Origin of the sequence: Demequina salsinemoris (assembly GCF_000974805.1) — a bacterium.
GTDB classification, from domain to species: Bacteria; Actinomycetota; Actinomycetes; order Actinomycetales; family Demequinaceae; genus Demequina; species Demequina salsinemoris.
Window position 1 is genome coordinate 156,391 of sequence record NZ_BBQZ01000005.1, and the last position, 19,540, is coordinate 175,930.

At 71.4% G+C, this 19,540-nt stretch carries 12 protein-coding genes; 3 read left to right on the forward strand and 9 right to left on the reverse strand.

What is annotated here, in order from left to right; all coding sequences use genetic code 11:
* Positions 1-335: 335 nt before the first annotated feature.
* The 3 genes from AOP78_RS10845 to AOP78_RS10855 all read right to left on the reverse strand — a co-directional run bounded on the left by AOP78_RS10845 (position 336) and on the right by AOP78_RS10855 (position 2,909).
* A complete protein-coding gene (locus AOP78_RS10845; protein WP_062204307.1) occupies positions 336-1,208 on the reverse strand; it encodes an acyl-CoA thioesterase in 873 nt (290 codons plus the stop codon).
* 88 nt (positions 1,209-1,296) lie between these two features.
* The gene (locus tag AOP78_RS10850; protein WP_062204710.1) at positions 1,297-1,701 is read right to left on the reverse strand and encodes a globin; all 405 of its coding nucleotides are present in this window, start codon (positions 1,699-1,701) and stop codon (positions 1,297-1,299) included.
* A gap of 26 nt (positions 1,702-1,727) precedes the next feature.
* A complete protein-coding gene (locus AOP78_RS10855; protein WP_236685370.1) occupies positions 1,728-2,909 on the reverse strand; it encodes a mechanosensitive ion channel family protein in 1,182 nt (393 codons plus the stop codon).
* Positions 2,910-2,991: 82 nt separating this feature from the next.
* Here AOP78_RS10855 and malQ point away from each other — a divergent pair, with 82 nt between their 5' ends.
* Positions 2,992-5,139 (forward strand): 4-alpha-glucanotransferase, encoded by a 2,148-nt coding sequence (gene malQ, locus AOP78_RS10860; RefSeq protein WP_236685368.1) that lies wholly within the window; start codon positions 2,992-2,994, stop codon positions 5,137-5,139.
* A 79-nt stretch (positions 5,140-5,218) separates the two neighbouring features.
* Here the strand turns inward: malQ and pepN (AOP78_RS10865) are convergent, their stop codons facing one another.
* The gene (gene pepN, locus AOP78_RS10865; RefSeq protein WP_062204311.1) at positions 5,219-7,801 is read right to left on the reverse strand and encodes an aminopeptidase N; all 2,583 of its coding nucleotides are present in this window, start codon (positions 7,799-7,801) and stop codon (positions 5,219-5,221) included.
* 137 nt (positions 7,802-7,938) lie between these two features.
* Positions 7,939-10,545, reverse strand: coding sequence for an aminopeptidase N (pepN, locus tag AOP78_RS10870; protein ID WP_062204314.1), 2,607 nt, complete (start codon positions 10,543-10,545; stop codon positions 7,939-7,941).
* A gap of 36 nt (positions 10,546-10,581) precedes the next feature.
* Here pepN (AOP78_RS10870) and AOP78_RS10875 point away from each other — a divergent pair, with 36 nt between their 5' ends.
* Both AOP78_RS10875 and AOP78_RS10880 read left to right on the forward strand, forming a co-directional pair.
* Entirely contained in the window at positions 10,582-11,976 is a 1,395-nt protein-coding gene (locus AOP78_RS10875) for an MFS transporter (protein ID WP_062204317.1), read from the forward strand.
* 38 nt (positions 11,977-12,014) lie between these two features.
* Positions 12,015-13,340 (forward strand): carboxylesterase family protein, encoded by a 1,326-nt coding sequence (locus AOP78_RS10880; protein WP_062204320.1) that lies wholly within the window; start codon positions 12,015-12,017, stop codon positions 13,338-13,340.
* Positions 13,341-13,379: 39 nt separating this feature from the next.
* Here AOP78_RS10880 and AOP78_RS10885 read toward each other — a convergent pair whose 3' ends face one another.
* The 4 genes from AOP78_RS10885 to AOP78_RS10900 all read right to left on the reverse strand — a co-directional run bounded on the left by AOP78_RS10885 (position 13,380) and on the right by AOP78_RS10900 (position 19,516).
* On the reverse strand, positions 13,380-14,852 hold the full coding sequence (locus AOP78_RS10885; RefSeq protein ID WP_062204323.1) for a GGDEF domain-containing protein: 1,473 nt from the start codon (positions 14,850-14,852) through the stop codon (positions 13,380-13,382).
* A gap of 102 nt (positions 14,853-14,954) precedes the next feature.
* Positions 14,955-16,436 carry a GGDEF domain-containing protein gene (locus AOP78_RS10890; protein ID WP_083980043.1) on the reverse strand — a complete coding sequence of 494 codons (1,482 nt, stop codon included), beginning with the start codon at positions 16,434-16,436 and terminating at the stop codon, positions 14,955-14,957.
* A gap of 82 nt (positions 16,437-16,518) precedes the next feature.
* Positions 16,519-17,991 carry a GGDEF domain-containing protein gene (locus AOP78_RS10895; protein WP_160297626.1) on the reverse strand — a complete coding sequence of 491 codons (1,473 nt, stop codon included), beginning with the start codon at positions 17,989-17,991 and terminating at the stop codon, positions 16,519-16,521.
* A 52-nt stretch (positions 17,992-18,043) separates the two neighbouring features.
* Positions 18,044-19,516, reverse strand: a complete 1,473-nt coding sequence (locus AOP78_RS10900; RefSeq protein ID WP_062204331.1) for a GGDEF domain-containing protein — start codon at positions 19,514-19,516, stop codon at positions 18,044-18,046.
* Positions 19,517-19,540 lie beyond the last annotated feature (24 nt).

A 19,540-nucleotide genomic window follows, 5' to 3' on the forward strand; every position in this document is an offset into this window, starting at 1 on the left:
GGCGCGGACTCGTTCAGATCGCGGCCCGGGCTGAGGTGACTGGATCGGGACGCTGATGCGCCCGCACGATCCCGTGCGGCGCTCGCCGGGAGGCGGCGCCGGACACTCACTGCCATACGCGCGCCGCCATCGTGGGGCACTCGCGGACCTGGGTTGTCAGGGCCTCCGCGAGCACCGCACGATGGCGGCGCCCAGGCGAAGGGCCTGCTCGACCGTAACAACGTCGAGGACAGATCTTCAACCTTTGGTCAAGAACGTAATCATTCTGTGACCTTTGGCCGGGTGTATATCAAGCCTGGTAAATAGGGGTGAGTCAGCACGGTCCGACGGAGGGGTCACAAGCGGACCATTCCCTCCTGTGCCACCGTCGCGACGAGGGCCCCGTCCTCGGAGAATACCCAGGCGCCCGCGAGGCCTCGGCCGCCCTGCGTGGTCGGCGCGTCCTGCACGTAGAGGAGCCACTCGTCGGCGCGCGCGGGGCGGTGCCACCACATCGCATGGTCGAGGCTCGCGAACGAGATGTCAGGCGTCGCCCATGAGACGCTGTGGCGGCGCAGGATCGGCTCGAGGATGATCTGGTCGGACGCGAACGCGAGCAGCGCGCGGTGCGTCAGGTCGGGCACCTCGACCTTGGTCCGAGCGCGCACCCACGTGGTCTGATAGGCGCGCTTCTGGCGGTCAGGGCGAAGGTAGATCGGGCCCTCGACCTGGCGCGCGTCGAAGGGCGCCCGCTCGAGCCAGAAGTCGGCCGTCGGATGCCCTGCGAGCGGCGCGAAGACGTCCACGCTCGACACGAGTTCGTCGGGACCCGGCACCTCGGGCATCGTCACCTGGTGCTCGACGCCGTCCTGCGCCTCCTGGAATGACGCGATCATCGACAGGATCGGCTGGCCCTCCTGGAGCGCGTGCGTGCGCCGCGCGGAGAAGGAGCGGCCGTCGCGGAGGATCTCGACCTCGAAGTCGATCGGCTTCGACGCGTCGCCCGCGCGAAGGAAGTAACCGTGCATCGAGTGCACCGGCCGCGCCTCGTCGACCGTGAGGCCCGCCGCGACGATCGCCTGTCCGAGCACCTGCCCTCCGAACACGCGCCCGCCGGGCATCGGCAGGGATTGGCCGGTGAAGCTCGTGTCTCCGTCGCGGTGGAGGTTCAGCGCGTCGAGGCCGGAGGCGACCGCCTGATCGGCCCAGGTGTCCGGGGTGTGATTCATGGGATCGAGAGTATCCCGATCCTGGGAACGCCCCGGCTCGAGGTCTGCTCGCGCGTGCGCGGACCGGCCGCCGGCGCTGTCGCGCTCGTCAGCCTCCCGGCGTCGGCTCGAACGTGTTGATCATCGAGTGGGCCGCGCGCTCGAGGTAGTCCATGAGCGTCGCCGAGTGCATCGGCGAGAGCTGGGCCTCGACCACGGCCGCTCGCATGTGAAGCATCCAGCGGTCGCGCGCCTCGGGGTTCACGTGGAAGGGCTGGTGGCGCATGCGCAGCCGCGGATGGCCGCGCTGCTCGGAGTAGGTGGTGGGCCCGCCCCAGTACTGCTCGAGGAAGGCGGTGAGGCGCCAGACCGCGCCGTCCATGTCGTCCTCGGGGTACATGGGGCTCAGCACGTCGTCGTCCTTCACCCCCTCGTAGAAGCGGCGCACGATCGCCTCGAACGTCTCGTGCCCGCCCACGGCGTCGTAGAAGCTGGGAGGCTCGGTGGGGGACATGGACGATGCGGGGGCGACGGGCTCGCTCACTCGTCGCCCTCGCCGCCGTCGGCTCCGTCACCCTGGTCGCCGCGCACGACGGAGCCCCCGCGGGTCAGCTCGTCCTTGCCGGGCTTCGCGTGGTGCGACGCGCTGGCGGCCGACTTGGCGCCGGCCGTGGACGATGCGGCGGTCTCCTCCTCTGCCGTGCCGGGGGGCGCGGGCTCCGACATCCTGTAGGCCTGGTGCGGGATCGCCATCTCGATGCCGCGCTCCGTGAACTCGCGGCGGACCTCGCGGCGCACCGCGCGCATCACGTCCCACTGGGTCGCGGGCTGGACCTGGATGAGCAGGCGGATGGTCACGGCGTCGTAGTCGAAGCCTTCGATGCCGGGCACGTCGGGCTCGGACAGGATCGCGTTGTCGATGACCTCGTCGGCCCTCCGCGCGGCCTCGACTGCGCTCAGCATCGCCTCGCGCGCCTCCTCGAGGTCGGTGTCGTAGCCGACGCGGATCTCGAGCAGCGCCCGCGACCATAGCCGCGTCATGTTGCCGACGCGCGTGATGTTGCCGTTCGGGACGTACCACATCGTCCCGTCGATCGACCGCAGTCTCACGGAGCGCAGGCCGATCTCCTCGACCGTGCCGGAGGCCTCGCCGACGTCGATGATGTCGCCCACGCCGTACTGGTCCTCCACGAGCATGAAGACGCCCGCGATCAGGTCCTTCACGAGCGACTGCGCGCCGAAGCCGAGCGCGACGCCGACGACTCCCGCGGACGCGAGCAGCGGGGCGATGTTGATGCCGACCTCGCCGAGCACGATCAGCGTGACGGTCATGATCACGAAGACGGAGAGCGAGGCGTTGAGCACGAGGCGGATGGTGCGCGCGCGCTGCTTGCGGCGCTCCCGCTCGAGCCGGGATTCGAGAGTGTCCTGCATCGGGACCGCGATCTTCGCCTTGCGGAGCGCCGACTTCGCCTTGTGCTCCGTGATCGGCAGCCCGTCCTCGATGGACTGCGTGACGATCTTGATGACCCACCGGCCGAACAGCAGGAACAGGACGCCCGCCAGGATGATCGCGATGATGAAGGCGGCCTCGCCCCAGCCCGAGCCGAGCCAGTCCACGAAGCTGTTGGACACCTCATCGACGGTCTTGCTGCCGGGCAGCGGCGTGGCCGTGACGTCGGGGGACGGGTCAACGGTCGCGGCGAGGAATGCTGCAGTCATCACGTGCTCTACAGTAATCGCCGCCTCCGACACGATGTCCACTTTCCGCTTCACCCGTACAAGAACCACGGACGATGGCAGGATGGAACGCGTGAGCGACGCACCTGATATCCCCGATGAGAGCCCTTCGCCCGCGCTGCAGGAGCTCGCGCGTGCGTGCGGCGTCGCGCTCGACTACACGGCGGCGTCGGGAGAGCACACGACCAGCTCGGCCTCCGCGATCCGCGCGGTGCTCGCCGCGATGGGCGTGGACGGCTCCGACGACGAGCGCTGCCAGGCGGCGCTCGTGAGGCTCGAGGACCTCCGCTGGGAGCGGATGGTGCCCGCGGTGACGGTGCTGCGCGAGGGCGCCGAGGCGGTCATCCCCGTCCACGTCGCGCACGGCGAGCCCGCCGAGGCCGCGCTGGTCCTCGAGACGGGTGAGCGGTGGCCGCTCGAGCAGCTCGACATCTACATCCCTCCGCGCGCGGTCGGCGACCGCGAGATCGGCCGCGCGTCCTTCAAGATCCCTGCCAGCCTCCCGCTCGGCTGGCACCGGGTCGAGGGATCGACCACGGGGACGACGGGCAAGGGCTGGATCGTCGTCACGCCGCAGCGCGTCGAGATCCGCCGCGAGATCCGCGAGGCGAAGCCGTACGGCCTGCACACGCAGCTGTACTCGATCAGATCCTCGCGCTCGTGGGGGCTGGGAGACTTCGCGGACCTCGGCGACCTGTGCGCGCTGGCGAAGGTGCGGGCCGGGGCCGACTTCGTCCTCGTCAACCCGCTGCACGCGTGCGAGCCCGTGCCGCCGATCTCCAACTCGCCGTACAGTCCGTCGTCCCGGCGCTACCTCAACCCCACGTACATCCGGGTGGAGGACATCCCCGAGGTCGCCTACCTTCCCAGTCAGCGTCGGGCCGTGCTCGAATGGGAGTCCGAGAAGCCCCGCCGTGTCAACGCGACGGCCGAGCTGCTCGACCGCGACGGCGCGTGGACCGCGAAGAAGGCCGCGCTCGAGCAGGTCTTCGAGGCGCCTCGCTCGATCGGGCGGGACGCCCAGTTCGAGGCGTACTGCCTGCGCGAGGGCAGGGCGCTCGAGGACTTCGCGACCTGGTGCGCGATCGCCGAGACCTTCAGCGGTGAGGCGTGGCCCGAGGAGCTGAGCCACCCACGCGCTCCCGAGGTCGCGCAGTGGCGCGAGGACCACCCGGACCGCATCATGTTCTACGCGTGGCTCCAGTGGATCGCGCAGGAGCAGCTCGCTGGCGCTCAGGCGCGGGCGCTCGAGTCGGGGATGCGGATCGGCATCATGATGGACCTCGCGGTGGGCGTCCACCCCGAGGGCGCGGACTCGTGGGCCCTCCAGACCGTCCTGGCCCGCGGCGTCGGCATCGGAGCCCCGCCGGATGCGTTCAACCAGAAGGGCCAGAACTGGGCCCTGCCCCCGTGGAACCCGCGCGCGATGGAGTCCGCCGCCTACCTGCCCTTCCGCGACCTGGTCCGCGCGGCCGTCGCGAGCGCGGGTGCTCTCCGCATCGACCACGTCCTCGGGCTGTTCCGCCAGTGGTGGGTGCCCGACGGCCACCAGGCCGACGACGGCGCGTACGTCTACGTGGACCACGAGGCGCTCATCGGCATCGTCGCTCTCGAGGCGCAGCGTGCCGGCGCGATCGTCATCGGCGAGGACCTCGGCACCGTGGAGCCGTGGGTCATGCAGTACCTCAACGAGCGCGGCCTGCTCGGCACCGTCGTCCAGCGCTTCGAGTGGCGCGACGGTCACCCGCTCGCGCCCGAGGACTACCGCGAGGACGTGCTCGTCGCGGTGACGACGCACGACCACCCGCCCACCGCCGCGTACCTCGCGGGCACCGACCTGGACGTGCCCGAGGAACTCGGTCTACTCGTCGGCGACGTCGAGGAGATGAAGGCGCAGGGACGACGCGAGGTCGAGGGCCTCACTCGCTACCTGGACGAGCGCGGCTGGCTGCCGATCGAGCCAGAGGACGAGGACATCCTCGCGGGCATGCACACGCTCGTGCTGAACTCGCCCGCACTGCTCAGCGCGATCGCGGTCACCGACCTGGTCGGGGAGATGAGGACGCAGAACCAGCCGGGCACGTTCCTCGAGTACCCGAACTGGTGCATCCCGCTCACCGACTCCAACGGCGTGCCCGTGCTGCTCGACGAGCTCTTCGACCACCCGCGCGTGCGAAGGCTCGTGAGCAAGCTCAAGAACGCGCGCGGGTGAGGCGACGACGTTGAGCGGTCCGGAAGCGGTCGAGCGGCGCCGCGAGCGACGCTGAGCGACCCGCTTCGCGGGGTGACGGTCAGACCGCCTGGGCCGCGACCGCTCGCCGCATCTCGTCGAGCGACTCGATGACGACCTTGCGCAGCACCGACGGCGCGTCGGGGTGCGCCTCGAGCCACGCCTCGACCTGCGCCTCGATCCCGGGGACGCGGCCGACGGTCGCGATCGGGAACACGTACCGTGCGACACGCGCGCCCACGAAGCCCTCGTTCGGCAGGTAGTAGTCGAGCAGCTCGTCGAGGATGGTCGGCGCGAGGTCCGCGAGCACCGCGGGGTCGTTGACCCGCGCGAGGCCGAGCCCCACCTCGTACTGCGTGGCGTTGTTCAGCGGCGCACCGGACGGTCGGACGAGCGACTCCCATGCGGCGCGCTTGGCGTCGGGGGTGCCGATCGCGGCCTTGGCCCCGGCGGCGCGGCGGCGGCCCGCGGCGGTGTCGTCGGTCGCCAGATGCGCGTCGATCCCGGCCGCATCGAGCGCGCCCGCCGCGGCGAGCGACTCGACGAGCAGCCAGGCCAGGTCGGCGTCGATCTCGAGCCCGGCGAGCGGGACGGCGCCCGACAGCAGGGCCGCGAGCCGCTCGGACTGCTCGGTCGTGCGCGCCACCTGGGCGTAGGCCTTGAGCAGCTGGAGCTGGAGATCCGACCCCGGCGCGGCGGCCTCGACCGCGGTCCACAGCCGCTCGGCGGCGCCGGTCGCCACCTCGTCGAGGCGGGCCGGGGGAACGTAGCGGGTGAGCGCGATCACGAGCGTGCGCGCATGCGAGGCGGCCGCGGTCGAGTTCGCCATCACGGGCAGCGCGGTGAGCGCCGCGTCGATGTAGCTCTCGGCGGGGATCTGGGCGTCGCGGCACATGTGCCACAGCGCGTCGAGCACGATCGCCTGCGGCTTCGCCTCGGTCAGGTCGCCGATGTGAAGCACCGCGGTGGCGACGGACTCCTCCGTGAGGTGGAGCTTGGCGTAGGTGCGGTCGCCGTCGTTGACGAGCAGCAGGTCGTGGCGCGGTCGGCCGGCGGCCGCCGGCACGTCGACGCGGCCGTCCTCGAGGGCGACCTCCGACTCCCACAGTCGCGTGAAGGCGCCGTCCTCGTGCCGGTAGCCGGCGACCGTGAGGCGGTGCGGGTGGGCGACGGGGAAGTCTGCTGCGGGGGTCTCGACGACGGAGATCGACCCAACCGTCGCATCGTCCTGGTAGGCGACCTCCGCACTCAGCGTCGGCACGCCCGGGGTCTCGAGCCAGGCGTGCGCCCACGCGGACAGGTCGCGGCCCGCGGCCTTCTCCACCTCGGCGAGGAACTCCGCGAGGGTCGCGTTGCCATACGCGTACGTCGCGACGTACGACGCGACGCCGGCGAAGAACGCGTCCTCGCCCACGTAGGCGGACAGCTGCTTGAGGGACGATGCGCCCTTCGCGTACGTGATCATGTCGAACGCCGAGACGGTCGCCTCGGTGTCGGGCACCTCGGTCACGATCGCGTGCGTGGTCGGAAGCTGATCCTGGACGTAGGCGACGGACTTGCGGTTCGCGCCGAACGTGACCCACGAGTCCGCGAACTCGGTGACCTGCTCTGTCGCCCACGTGCCGATGAACTCGGCGAACGACTCGTTGAGCCACAGGTCGTCCCACCAGCGCATCGTCACGAGGTTGCCGAACCACATGTGCGCGAGCTCGTGAAGGACGACGTTCTGGCGCGCCTCGCGCTCGCCGTCGGACGGGCGGCCGCGGAACAGCAGGCGGTCCTCGGAGATGGTGACGGCCCCGACGTTCTCCATCGCGCCGAGGTTGTACTCGGGGACGAACAGCTGGTCGTACTTCTCGTACGGGTAGGGGGCGTCGAAGACGCGCTCGTAGAGGTCGAGTCCGGCCTGGACGGTGGTGAGCAGCTCCTCGGCGTCGAGGTGCGCCTCGAGCTGCGCGCGGCCGTAGACGCGCGCGGAGATCTCGCCCTTCTGGGACGTCAGCGTGCCCTCCGCATAGGCGTACGGGCCGGCCATCACGGCGGCCACGTAGCAGGGCAGGGGGTCGGTCTGCGCGAAGGCCCACCGGTGGACGCCGACGGCGCCCGACGGGGCGACGGTGGTGGTCGCGGCCTCGAGGGGCGTGGGCTCGGGCGTGGTCGAGTTGGACACGACGACCCAGTGGGCGGGCGCGTCGACCGTGAACGTGAAACGGCCCTTGATGTCGGGCTGGTCGAAGCACGCGAACGCGCTGCGGGCATCGTTCGCGGCGAACTGCGTGTACAGGTACGTCTCGGCGGTCTCGGGGTCGATGAAGCGGTGCACGCCCTGGCCGTCCGTGCGATACGGCATGAGCGCCTGGACGACGACCGTGGTCCGGCCCGAGAGGGAATGCAGCGTCAGCCGTCCCTCGGTCACGACCGCGGTCGGGTCGAGCGGCTCGCCGTCGATCTCGACGTGGGTGACCTCGCGGGCGACGAGGTCGAGGAAGGTCGTCGTGCCGCGCTCCGCGTCGAACGTGAGGACGGTGCGCGACCCGAACACGTCGCCGGGCAGCGTGAAGTCGAGGGCGACGTCGTAGGCGACGTCGGACACGACCGCAGCGCGCGCGGCGGCCTCGATCTTGGTGAGGTTCAGTCCTGGCATGGCTGAAGTCTTCCACGGCCGACCGACATCGGCGCACGACCTGGGGCCCGGTGGAACCGCCTACCGGCGGGGGTATGAGAAGCGGGCCCGGGATCGTGACGATCCCGGGCCCGCGAGCAGTCGGACGATGCGCTGGATCAGCCCTGGTAGGCCGCGTCCGCGGCCTGGTTCTGAAGCGAGCGACGCACGCCGTCGTCGCCCTCGCGCACGAGCCGCTTGAGCGCGTCGTGCGCGTCGGCGTTCTCCTCGAGCCACGCGGCGGCCTTGTCCTGCAGGCCCTCGACGCGACCGGCGAGCTCCGTGGGGTAGAGGCCCTCGATCAGGTTGGTCGCCATCTCGTTCGTCTTGTCCTTGTAGACGCGGCGCAGCATCGCGAAGTACGGCTCGACGAACGGCTCGAGCAGCGACGTGTCGTGGACGTTGGAGAAGCCTGCGGTCGCGGCGAACTGGAGCGCGTTCGGGAGATCCTCTCCGTCGGCGGCGTTCACGAGGGTGTCCCACGCGGCCTGCTTGGCCTCGGGGGTCGCGATCGCGGCGCGCGTGCCCGCCGCCCGACGCTGGCCCGACGCCGTGGCGTCCTTGCCGAGCTGCAGCTCGATCTCCGCCTCGCCCGCGCGGCCGCCCGCGACGAGCGCCGTGAGCAGATCCCAGGCGAGGTCCGTGTCGACCGGCAGGCCGTCGAGGACGATGCCGCCGTCGAGGATCGCCTGGACGGTGTCGAGCTGGGCGTCGGTCGAGGCGAGCGACGCGAACGCGCGCACGAACTGAAGCTGGTTGTCCGAGCCTGCCTCGGCGGCGCTCGCAAGCGTCCACAGCGTGTCCGTGGCGGCCTCGGCGGTCGCCTTGGCCGCGTCGGGCGCGACGTAGAGCGACAGCGTCGTGTCGAGCTGGCGCAGCAGCGACAGGACGACGGTCGACTGGTCCTCGGTCGCGATGCAGCCCAGGACCAGGTCGACGAACTGGCGCGCGGGCATCTCGCCGTCACGCGTCATGTCCCACGCCGCCGAGAGCACCATCGAGCGCGGCATCGCGTCCGTGAAGGCGCCCACGTGCTCGACCGCGGTCGCGAGCGACGCCTCGTCCAGGCGCACCTTCGCGTACGCGAGGTCGCCGTCGTTGAGCAGGATGAGCGACGGGCGGTGCACGCCGACCATCTCGGGGACCTCGGTGCGCTTGCCGTCGACGTCGACCTCGACGCTCACGGTGCGCTTGAGCGTCGTCTCGCCGTCCGCGCCCACGACCACGTCGTAGCCGGCGATGCCGAGACGATGCGGGCGCTGGGTCGGCCACTCGGCCGGGACCTCCTGGAGGACGGAGAACGCGGCGATGTCGCCGTTCGAGTCCTCCTCGATGACGGGGCGCAGCGTGGTGACCCCTGCCTTCTGCAGCCACACGTCGGACCACGCCGCGAGGTCGCGGCCCGAGGCGGCCTCGAGCTCGACGAGCAGGTCCTTCAGCACCGCGTTGGAGTGGTGGTGCTTGCGGAAGTACTCCTGCACGCCCGCGAAGAACTCGTCCTGGCCGACGTACGCGACGAGCTGGCGCAGGACCGACGCGCCCTTGGCATAGGTGATGCCGTCGAAGTTGACCTCGACGTCCTCGAGGTCCCTGATCTCGGCCATGATCGGGTGCGTCGACGGGAGCTGGTCCTGACGGTACGCCCAGGACTTCTCGAGCGAGTTGAAGGTGACCCATGCGTCCGTGTACTGGGTCGCGTCGGCCGCGCACAGGGTCGACATGAACTCGGCGAACGACTCGTTGAGCCACAGGTCGTTCCACCACTTCATGGTGACCAGGTCGCCGAACCACATGTGCGCGAGCTCGTGCAGCACGGTGATGGTGCGGCGCTCGATGCGCGCCTGCGCCGTCTTGGAGCGGAAGACGTACTCCTCGAGGAAGGTGACGCAGCCCGCGTTCTCCATCGCTCCCGCGTTGAACTCGGGCACGAAGATCTGGTCGTACTTCTCGAAGGGGTAGTCCATCTGGAACTTCTCCTCGTAGAAGGTGAAGCCCCGCTGGGTGTCGTCGAGGATGACGTCGGCGTCGAGGAACTCGGCGAGCGCCTTGCGGCAGTACACGTTGGCGCTCAGCGTGCCCTTGTTCGACTCCACCGAGCCCTGCACCTCGTGGTACGGGCCGGCGACGATCGCGGTGACGTAGCAGGGGATGCGCGTGGTCGGGGTGAACGACCAGCGTGCGACGCCCCGCTCCTTGCCCGCGTTCATCACGGTGCCGTCGACCGCGACCTTCTCCGACGGCGAGTTGGACAGCACGTGCCAGTGCTCGGGTGCGGTCACCGTGAAGGTGAAGGCCGCCTTGAGGTCGGGCTGCTCGAACACCGCGAAGACCCGCCGCGTGTCGGCGACCTCGAACTGCGAGTAGAGGTACACCTCGCCGTCCTCGGGGTCGACGAAGCGGTGCAGGCCCTCGCCCGTGTTCATGTAGGCGCAGTCGGCGACGACCGTCAGCTCGTTGTCGGCCGCGAGGCCCGGCAGCGTGATCCTGCTGTCCGCGAAGTGCGTCGCGGGGTCGAGCGACTCGCCGTTGAGCGTGATGCTCAGCACGGACGGCGCGATGAGGTCGATGAACGTCGACTCCCCGGGGGTGGCGGAGAACGTGACGGTGGAGGTGGATCGGAAGGTCGTCTCGGAGGTGGTGAGATCGAGCTCGATGTCGTATCCGTCGGTGGTGACGACGGCGGCGCGGGCCTCGGCCTCGGCGCGCGTGAGGTTGGTTCCTGGCATACGCGGATTCTGTCACGCCAGGGTGACAAGGAGGTGATGGGCCGTTCACCTTCGGCGCTCGCCGACGAGCGTACGCTGGGCGAGGCGGCACCGGGGCGCGTCGGGACCCCCGCCGCGCTCGACGCGTCGCGCACCTGTTCACGAGGGGGACGCCCGATGCGGCGACGATGGTCGACGGCCTGGCTGTGGGGCCTGGTGCCCGTCGGGGTCGTGCTCCTCGCCTCCACGGGGCTGCGCTCGCCGATCGCGGTCGTCGCGCCGCTCGTGTCCGACATCTCCTCCGACCTCGGTCTCGACGCGCCGACGGCGGCCCTCCTCACGTCGATCCCCGTCCTGTGCTTCGGGCTTCTCACCCCTGCGGCGTCGTGGCTGCTCGGGCGGGTCGGCATCAACCACGGGATGCTCTACTGCCTGGGCGGAATCGTCCTGGGGTCGCTCATCAGGTCCTTCGCGGGGATGGCGGGACTGCTCGCCGGCACCGTCCTCATCGGCGCCTCGCTCGCGATCGGCAACATCGCCGTTCCCATGCTCATCGGCCGCCAGTTCAGGCATCGGGCCGCGCTTCTCATGAGCGCGTACACGGCGAGCGTCAACATCATGGTCACGTTCGTGACGGCCACCGCCGTGCCGATCGCCACGGTGGTCGGGTGGCGGTGGTCGGCCGCGTGGGTCGGGGTCGCGATCGGCGTGATCGCGTTCGCGGTGTGGATCGCCGTCTATCCTCCCGGCGTGCGCGGCGCGAGCGCCGCCGTGAGGAGGCGAGCGGGACTGACGGAGCCGACCCCGAGCCTCGACGGACCAGGGACTGTGGCGAGCGCGCCGCGCGCGATCGGTCGCTGGCGCTTCGTCTGGCTCCTCCAGGTGGCCTTCGCGGGTCACACGATCTCCTACTTCTCCATGACCGCGTGGCTGCCGCTCGCCCTCGCCGATCTTCAGGGCCTCGGCGCCGCCGGCGCCGGTGTCGCATCGTCCGTGTTCCAGGCGGCCGGGATCCTCGGCCCCTTCCTGGTCCCCGTGCTCGCGGGGCCGTTGCGCTGGAGCCCGCCCCGCATGCTCGCGGTGATCTCCGCCGGATGGCTGCTGCTCCCGGTCGGGCTGCTCGTCGCGCCCGGGTGGTGGTTCGTGTGGTCCGCCGTGGGAGGCCTCGCGCAGGGGGCCTTCTTCACGGCGCTGTTCGTGTCCGTCGTCCTGCGCTCGCGCGACGTCGACGAGAACCGGCGGATCACCACGCGCGTCCAGGTCGCGGGCTACACGGCCGCGGCTGCCGGTCCCGTGCTCGCGGGTCTCATCTATGAGCACACCTCGGGCTGGACGCTGCCCTTCGCCTTCGTGGTCGCCGTGCTCGCGGTGGGCTCGATCGCCGCGGTCGCCTCGGCGAGCGACGTCTCGCAGCCCGCCGAGGCCGTGGCGCCCGGGGCGGGCGTAGGGTGACCAGCGGGGGAGTTGCAGATCTGCCTGGAGGTACCGCCATGTCCAAGGGTGCGGCCTGGCGCGTCGACACGCCGCTGGGTCCCGTGCTCGCGCATCGTGATGGCGACCTGTGGCGCGCGCGGGGCATCCCGTACGCCGAGGCCGCGCGATTCGAACGGCCTTCGCCTGTGCGGCCCTGGCGCAAGCCGTACGACGCCGCGACGCCCGCCCCCGTCAGCCCCCAGGCTGCAGACGGGCTCACCGCCTCGATCAGCCCGGATTACACGGAGCTTCTCGGGATCGACGAGCGCTGCCAGCGAGTGTCGGTCACCTGGCCGGACGATGCGGGCGACGAGCCGCTGCCCGTGGTCGTCTGGATCCACGGGGGCAGCTTCCTCACGGGAGCCGGCGACCTCGAGGCGTACGATCCGGCGCTGCTCGTGCGCGAGCAGCGCGTCGTCTTCGTCTCCGTCACCTACCGGCTCGGCCTGCTCGGATGGTTCGGGGACGACGACTTCGCGCCCGCGAACCTGGGCCTGCTGGACATCCTCGAGGCGCTGAGATGGGTGCGCGCGTGCGTGTCGAGCTTCGGCGGAGACCCGACTCGGATCACCGTCATGGGCCAGTCGGCGGGCGGGGACGCGATCGCCGCGCTCCTCGCCGTGCCCGAGGCGCAGGGACTGTTCCGGAGGGCGATCCTCCAGTCCGCGCCGCTCGGCATCGACGATCGTCGCGACGGCATGCATCGCACGATGCGCGGCGTGGTCGCGCCCGTGGACCCCGGCATGGGGCTCGACGAGGTGTACCGCGCGCAGGAGGACATCTACCGCGCGACGAAGCGGCATGGGCTCAAGGGGCTCATGCCGTTCGGTCCCCAGTGGGGGCGCCACCCGCTTCCTCCGGAGTCGCGTCGCGCGACCGAGACCGCGCGCGCGAGCCGCGTGGACCTGATGGTCGGACACCTGTCGCAGGAGGGCATCGTGGTCGGTGCGGCCATCCCCGCCGTCGGCAGGGCCTTCCGCGCGCGCGTCGTCGGCGGCTCCGCCCAGCGGGCGATCGCCGGTCCGCTGCAGGCAGTCGTGTACGAGCGCCCCGCGCGGGCCTTCGTGGACGCTCATCGGGCAGCCGGAGGGCGCGCCGTGCACTACGTGCTCGGGTGGAAGGCGACCGGGTCGCCGATCGCCGACGGCCACGGCATGGACATGCCCGTCCTGCTCGGCGACCCCGACGCCTGGACCCAGGCGCCCGCACTCGTCAACGAGAGCGCTGACCGGATCCGTCGGGTCGGCGCCGCGGTGCGGCAGGTGTGGGGCGACTTCGCCCGCACCGGCGCGGTGGCACCGGGCTCGGCGGCCGCCGCGTCGGAGTGGCTCAGGCTCAGCTGAGCGCGTTCCCGACCGTTGCAGGCGTGGCCGCCCCCGGACTCAGTCGGACCCATTCGTGGTGCTGCGGGCCTTGTGTCGGTACATCGCGTGATCCGCGCGCGTGAGCAGGGAGTCGAGCGTCGGCGCGTCACCGGGGCCGGCCGCCGCGGACCCGATGCTGGCCCTCGCCTCCGCGGGGCCGTCGCTCAGGACGAAGATGTCCCCGAAGAGCTCATGGATGCGCGCGGTCACCGGCTCGGAGACGATCTCGGGACATCCCTCGACGACCACGATGAACTCGTCGCCGCCGAGCCTGCCGACCAGATCCTTGGGCCCGCTCCTCACGAGCACGCCGAGCCGTTCCGACACCGCGACGAGGAGCTCGTCGCCCGCTGCGTGCCCGCGGGTGTCGTTGATCTCCTTGAACCCGTCGAGATCGATGAACCAGACGACGATCCCCGGCGAGTCTCCTGCGCGCACGCGTGTCGTCAGCGCCTCGATGCGGGCGTCCACCGCGCGCCGGTTGGGCAGGCCCGTGAGCATGTCGTGGTCCGCGAGGAAGCGCAGCCGGGACTCGGCGTCGCGGTGCGAGGCGGCGAGCTGGCTGATGCGCGTGAGCACGAGGGAGGTGACGACCACCGAGGCGATCGCGCCGCTCAGCACGTCGACGCGCCCGCCCGCCAGCACGCGCGTGATCACGATGATCGGCGTGGTCATCATCGCGACCCCGAGGACGAAGATCCGGCCCGAGGTGAGCTGAACCGTTCGTTGCGGGATGATCTCGAAGGCGTCGGGACCGGCAGGATGCACGATCGCCCCCCACGTGGCCGCGAACGCGACGGGCCACAGGACGCCGATCCACTCGGGAGCGACGCGGGTCGCGGGATCCGCGAGCACGGTCTCGAGCACGTTGCCCGTGACGGTGATCAGCAGCGCCACCGCGAAGTACCACTTCACGGGGCGCGCGGAGCGCGGCACCCCGCCTGTCGCCCTGAGGCCCACCACCACGCCGATCGCGCCGATGAGGGTCGTGGTGACGATGAGGATCTGCCACCGCTGCCACGGGGCGGCGTCCGCCATCCCCAGCACGGGAGCGAGGGACGCCTGCCACAGCGCGGACGTCGTCGCGACGGTCAGCGTGGTCGCGTCGAGGACCCCGCCGAGGCCGTGCCGCGCCGAACGGCGGATCACGAGGACCGCGGCGACGAGCAGGAAGAGGTAGCCGACGCCCATGAGCGCGTGCACCGCGAGGTGCGTGGAGTCCTCGGGCGTCCCGCTCGCGAAGGTGCCGAACCACAGCGCGCTGGCGGCGAGCTGGAAGACGTAGCCTGCGAGCAGGGCCGCGTAGACGCGGCGCGCGAGGCCGCTCGTGCGGCGGACCCGGCCGAGCGTCGCGATCGTGAGCACGAGGCTCATCGCCGTGACGGTGCCGGAGCCGACGGTCGGGCCGCCGGCGAGGTAGGTCGCGACCGACGCCGCGGACATCAGCAGCACGGTCGCGAGCACGCGGGCCTCGGCGCTGATCGTCCTCATGTTCTCAACATCGGAAGCGATGCGCGGAAGTGAGGGATTGTGGCGCGCTACCGGTTCGACGGCGCGGGCGCCGGGTCGGCGGTGACCGCGGGCAGGACGCGCTCAGGACGGAGCAGGATCGCCGGCCTCGCGCCGCCGGTGCTTCTCCGCGTACATCGCGTCGTCCGCGCGGCTGAAGAGCTCCTCCGCGGTGCGGAGGTCGCCGGGGCCGACGACCGCCATCCCGATGCTCGCCGACGCGGTCACGGCGCCATCGCTCAGGGAGAAGGGGGCGGAGAACGCCTCGCGCACGCGGGCCCCGACGGACGGCGCGGTCGAGGCAGGGTCTCCCGCGGCGACCAGGATGAACTCGTCGCCCCCGAGCCGGCCGACCAGGTCACCCGAACCCGCGCGCGCCAGCCCCGCGAGCCTGTCCGCGATGGCGATGAGCAGCTCGTCGCCTGCCGTGTGCCCGTGAGTGTCGTTGATGACCTTGAAGCCGTCCAGGTCGATGTAGCAGACCGTCAGCCCAGGCGACGATCCCTCCGCGACCGTGCCCAGCGTCGTCTCCAGGTGGTACCTCACGGTGCGTCGGTTCGGAAGCCCCGTGAGCGCGTCGTGCCCTGCCAGGAAGCGCAGTCGGGTCTCGGTGTCACGGTGCGCCGTCGCGAGCTGGTTCACGCGCAGCAGCACCATCACGGCCAGCACCGTCGTGGCCCCTGCGGACGCGGCCCATCCCACGAAGCCCCCGGTGATCTCGCGCACGATCGCGATGGTCGGGGAGATCACGAGGGCGACGCCGAGCAGCATGATCCTGCGGGTGGTGAGCCTGCTCTGCCGCGGAGGAGCGGCCTGGAACGCCTCGGACCCCGCCGGGTGCGCGATCGCGCCCCATGCCACGGAGAAGGCGAGCGGCCAGCACAAGCCGGCCCACCACGGGGCGATGTTCGTGACGGGATCCGCATACATCGCGCCGATCGCGTTCCCGCCCACCGTGAGGATGAGCGCGACCACGAAGTAGCGCAGCACGGGGCGTGCGGCGCGCGAGGTGCTGCCGTTGGCCTCGAGCCCGATCACCACGCCGACGGATCCGCTGAGGATGATGATGACGAGGAAGACGTAGGCCCGCTGGGCGTACGACGTCGAGGAGGCGTCCATCGCGGGTGCGAGGAAGGCCTGCCACACCGCGGACGCCGCCGCGACCGCAAGCGTGGCCGCGTCGAGCACGCCTCCGGGGTCCTGCCTCACGGAGCGTCCCACGACGAGGAAGGCGGCCACGAGGAGCAGCACGTATGCCACGCCGAGGAGCGCCTGCCACTCGTTGTGGATCGAGGACTCCTCGACACCGCGCGCGAAGGTCGTCAGCCACAGCAGCGCCGCGCCGTTCAGCACCACGAAACCTGCGAGCAGGAACGAGTAGACCAGGCGCGGGAATCCGGTGACGCGCGAGGCCCGGACCGCTGCGGTCGCGGTGACCATGAGACTCAGGACCAGCACGGTGGCGGATCGTATGACGGCGTCGCCGACCACGTAGGCGGCGGCGGACGCCGCGGACATCACGAGCACGACGAAGAGCACTCGCGCGCGCGTCCTGTCCTGACTCATGCCCCCACCATCGGCCGTGACGCTCCGAGGTGAGCGACTCGAGGCGTGCGGTGTCCACGATCACACGGGCGAAGCGGTCCGATCAAGCCCCGTCGCGTCCGGAGGCCGTCCCGCGTCGGCGCTTGTCGTCATACATCGCGTGGTCCGCCTGCGTGAGCAGCTCGTCGACCGTGTGCAGCTCGCTCGGGGAGGCGGTGGCGAGCCCGATGCTCGCGGACATCGTCATGGGCCCGTCGCTCAGCGCGAACGAGGTCTCGAACGCGTGCGCGATGCGGGCCATCATCGGCGCCGAGGCGAGGGACGGGTCGCCCTCGCCGATCACGATGAACTCGTCGCCGCCGAGCCTCCCCACGAGGTCGTCGGACTCCGAACGGGCCAGTCCCGCGAGACGAGCCGCCACCGCCGCGAGCAGCTCGTCGCCCACGGCGTGCCCGTGAGCGTCGTTCACGCCCTTGAAGTCGTCCAGGTCCACGAAGCACACCACCGCGCCGAGCGCGTGCCCGGTGGCGACGCGGGAGGCGAGGTCGCCGAGATGCTGCTCGACGGCGCGGCGATTCGGCAGGCCCGTGAGCGCGTCGCGTTCGGCGAGGATCCGCAGCCGCGCCTCGGCGTCGCGGTGGGCCGCGGCGAGCTGGCTGACGCGCGCGAGCACCATGACGACGATCGCGAGCGTGGTGATCGCCCCGGTCAGCCAGTCGACGTATCCGTCGGTGAAGGAGCGCACGACGGCGATCGCCGGCGTGATGACCATCGCGACGCCGAGCGCGACGAGTCGCCTCGTCGTGAGACGGCTCTGGTGCGGACGGCCCACCTCGAAGACGGCGGAGCCCATGGGATGAGCGAGGGCCGCCCACGCCGCGATGTAGGACAGGGGCCACAGGACGTCGGTCCACCATGCGTCCGCGCCCGTGACCGGGTCGGTCGCAGTGGCGTTGAGGCCGTTGCCGGCCACGGCGATCAGGAGCGCGGCAAGGAAGTAGCCCAGGACTGGGCGGGCCGAGCGCGAGACGGATCCGTTGACGCCGACACCGATCACCACCCCGACCGTGCCGCTGAGGACGATCGTGGCCGCGAACGTCGACACCGTCTGCGCTCGGGGCGCGTCGACTGAATCGAGCGCGGGCGCGAGGAACACCTGCCACAGCACCGATGCGGTGGCGATCGCGAGCGTCGCGGCGTCGAGGACCCCGCCGGTGTCGTAGCGCAGCGCCGGCGCCATCGCGAGGAGTGAGGCCGCGAGCAGGAGGACGTAGGCGGCGCCGACCATCGGGACGCTGATCGCGTCGACCGCGGACTCCGACACCCCGACGGTGACGACGGCGAGATACGACGCCTCGTTCATGACCATCAGGACGAAGCCTGCGAGCAGGAGCGAGTAGACGAGACGCATCGAGCCGACGGCGGTGCGCAGATGCGGGATCACCGCCGAAGCCGCGAGGACGCTTGTCAGCACGACGATGGCGCCGCCGACGGCGGGCGGGCTCGCGAGGTACACGGCCGAGGAGGCGAGCGCGAGCACCAGCGCGCAGCACGCCACACGTCCCGGTGTGCTCACGAAGCCCATCCGCGTCCCCCTGATCGCCGACTGGCGCGGCCGATCGATGCCCTCACGTCGCCACGGCTCGACGCCGAGCGCGCTTGTCCTGATACATCCTGCCGTCGGCATGGGTGAGGAGCGAGTCGGCGCTGCTCACCTCGCCGGGCCTCGCGGTGGCCACGCCGACGCTCGCCGACGCTGTCGCGGGGCCGTCGCTCAGCGCGAACGTGCCTTCGAGCGCCCGGTGGACCCTCGCGACGAGGGCGTCCGCGGTGGCTTCTGGCTCCCCCTCCGCGACCACGACGAACTCGTCGCCGCCGATCCTTCCGACGAGGTCGTCCGTACCGGAGCGCGCGAGCCGAGCGAGCCTGCCCGCGATCGCGACGAGCAGCTCGTCCCCGATGGCGTGGCCGCGGGTGTCGTTCACCTGCTTGAAGCCGTTGAGGTCGATGAAGCACACCGCAGCGCCGGGCGCCTCGCGCGCGGCGACGCGGAGCGCGAGGGCGTCGAGGCGCTGCTCGACGATCCGCCGGTTGGCGAGCCCCGTGAGGCTGTCCTGGTCGGCCAGGGACTGGAGCCTCGTCTCGGCGCCCCGGTGCGCCGCGGCGAGCTGGGCCACGCGCGCGAGGACCATGACGATGATCACGACGCTCGCGACGGCCTCGCCTGCCCAGTCGACGTAGGAGCCGGCGAGATCGCGGACGACCGCGATGCTCGGGGTGATCATCATCGCGAGGCCGAGCATGAGCAGCCGTCGAGAGGTGAGGCGTCGCGACCCCTGCGCGGTCACCGCGAGCATGTCGGGACCCGCGGGGTGGGCGAGGGCCGCCCACGCGGAGACGTAGGACACGGGCCAGACCGCGTCGATCCACGAGGGGTAGGCGTGCGTCGCGGGGTCGAGGAAGGCGGAGCCGAGCACATTGCCGGCCAGCGCGAGCCCGAGAGCGCCGAGAAGGTAGAGCAGGACCGGGCGGGCCGAGCGCGGCGCCGAGCGGTTGAGGATGATCCCCGCCACGATGCCCGTGGCACCGCTCAGGATCACGACGATCGCGAAGGAGTAGGCGCGGGCGCTCGTGGGCGCGCCTGTGGCGTGCAGCGATGGCGCGAGCACCGCCTGCCACAGCGCGGCGGCCGCGGCGACCGCGAGCGTGGCCGCGTCGAGCATTCCTCCGGGGTCGCGCCGCGCGGTCGGCACCAGCGCGAACGCGGCCGCCACCAGGATGAGCAGGTAGCCCCCTGCGATCAGCCCCGACATCGCGTTGCCGATCGCCTCGGCATCCACGCCCAGGGTGAGTGTCGAGACCCACAGCGTCTCCGCGGTGATCAGCAGCGTCAGCCCGACGAGCACGGAGCCGTAGACGACGCGGGCTCCACCCCTGGAGCGCACGAGGTGGGGGATCACGTTCGCGGCGGTCAGCATCCCCGCGAGCGGGACGACGACGGCGCGGATGAGCGGTGTGCCCTCCAGGAACAGCGCGACGAAGGCGACGGAGAGGGCCACGGCGAGCACGAGCACGCGCGCGGGAGTGCGGACGATGCTCATGACGTCCCTATCGACTGGCGCGCG

Coding starts and splice junctions, on each gene's coding strand:
- AOP78_RS10900 (WP_062204331.1), bottom strand. CDS start 19,516: ATGAGCATCGTCCGCACTCCCGCGCGCGTGCTCGTGCTCGCCGTGGCC.
- AOP78_RS10885 (WP_062204323.1), bottom strand. CDS start 14,852: ATGAGGACGATCAGCGCCGAGGCCCGCGTGCTCGCGACCGTGCTGCTG.
- AOP78_RS10880 (WP_062204320.1), top strand. CDS start 12,015: ATGTCCAAGGGTGCGGCCTGGCGCGTCGACACGCCGCTGGGTCCCGTG.
- AOP78_RS10855 (WP_236685370.1), bottom strand. CDS start 2,909: ATGACTGCAGCATTCCTCGCCGCGACCGTTGACCCGTCCCCCGACGTC.
- AOP78_RS10850 (WP_062204710.1), bottom strand. CDS start 1,701: ATGTCCCCCACCGAGCCTCCCAGCTTCTACGACGCCGTGGGCGGGCAC.
- AOP78_RS10890 (WP_083980043.1), bottom strand. CDS start 16,436: ATGAGTCAGGACAGGACGCGCGCGCGAGTGCTCTTCGTCGTGCTCGTG.
- malQ (WP_236685368.1), top strand. CDS start 2,992: ATGGAACGCGTGAGCGACGCACCTGATATCCCCGATGAGAGCCCTTCG.
- AOP78_RS10875 (WP_062204317.1), top strand. CDS start 10,582: ATGGGCCGTTCACCTTCGGCGCTCGCCGACGAGCGTACGCTGGGCGAG.
- pepN (WP_062204314.1), bottom strand. CDS start 10,545: ATGCCAGGAACCAACCTCACGCGCGCCGAGGCCGAGGCCCGCGCCGCC.
- pepN (WP_062204311.1), bottom strand. CDS start 7,801: ATGCCAGGACTGAACCTCACCAAGATCGAGGCCGCCGCGCGCGCTGCG.
- AOP78_RS10845 (WP_062204307.1), bottom strand. CDS start 1,208: ATGAATCACACCCCGGACACCTGGGCCGATCAGGCGGTCGCCTCCGGC.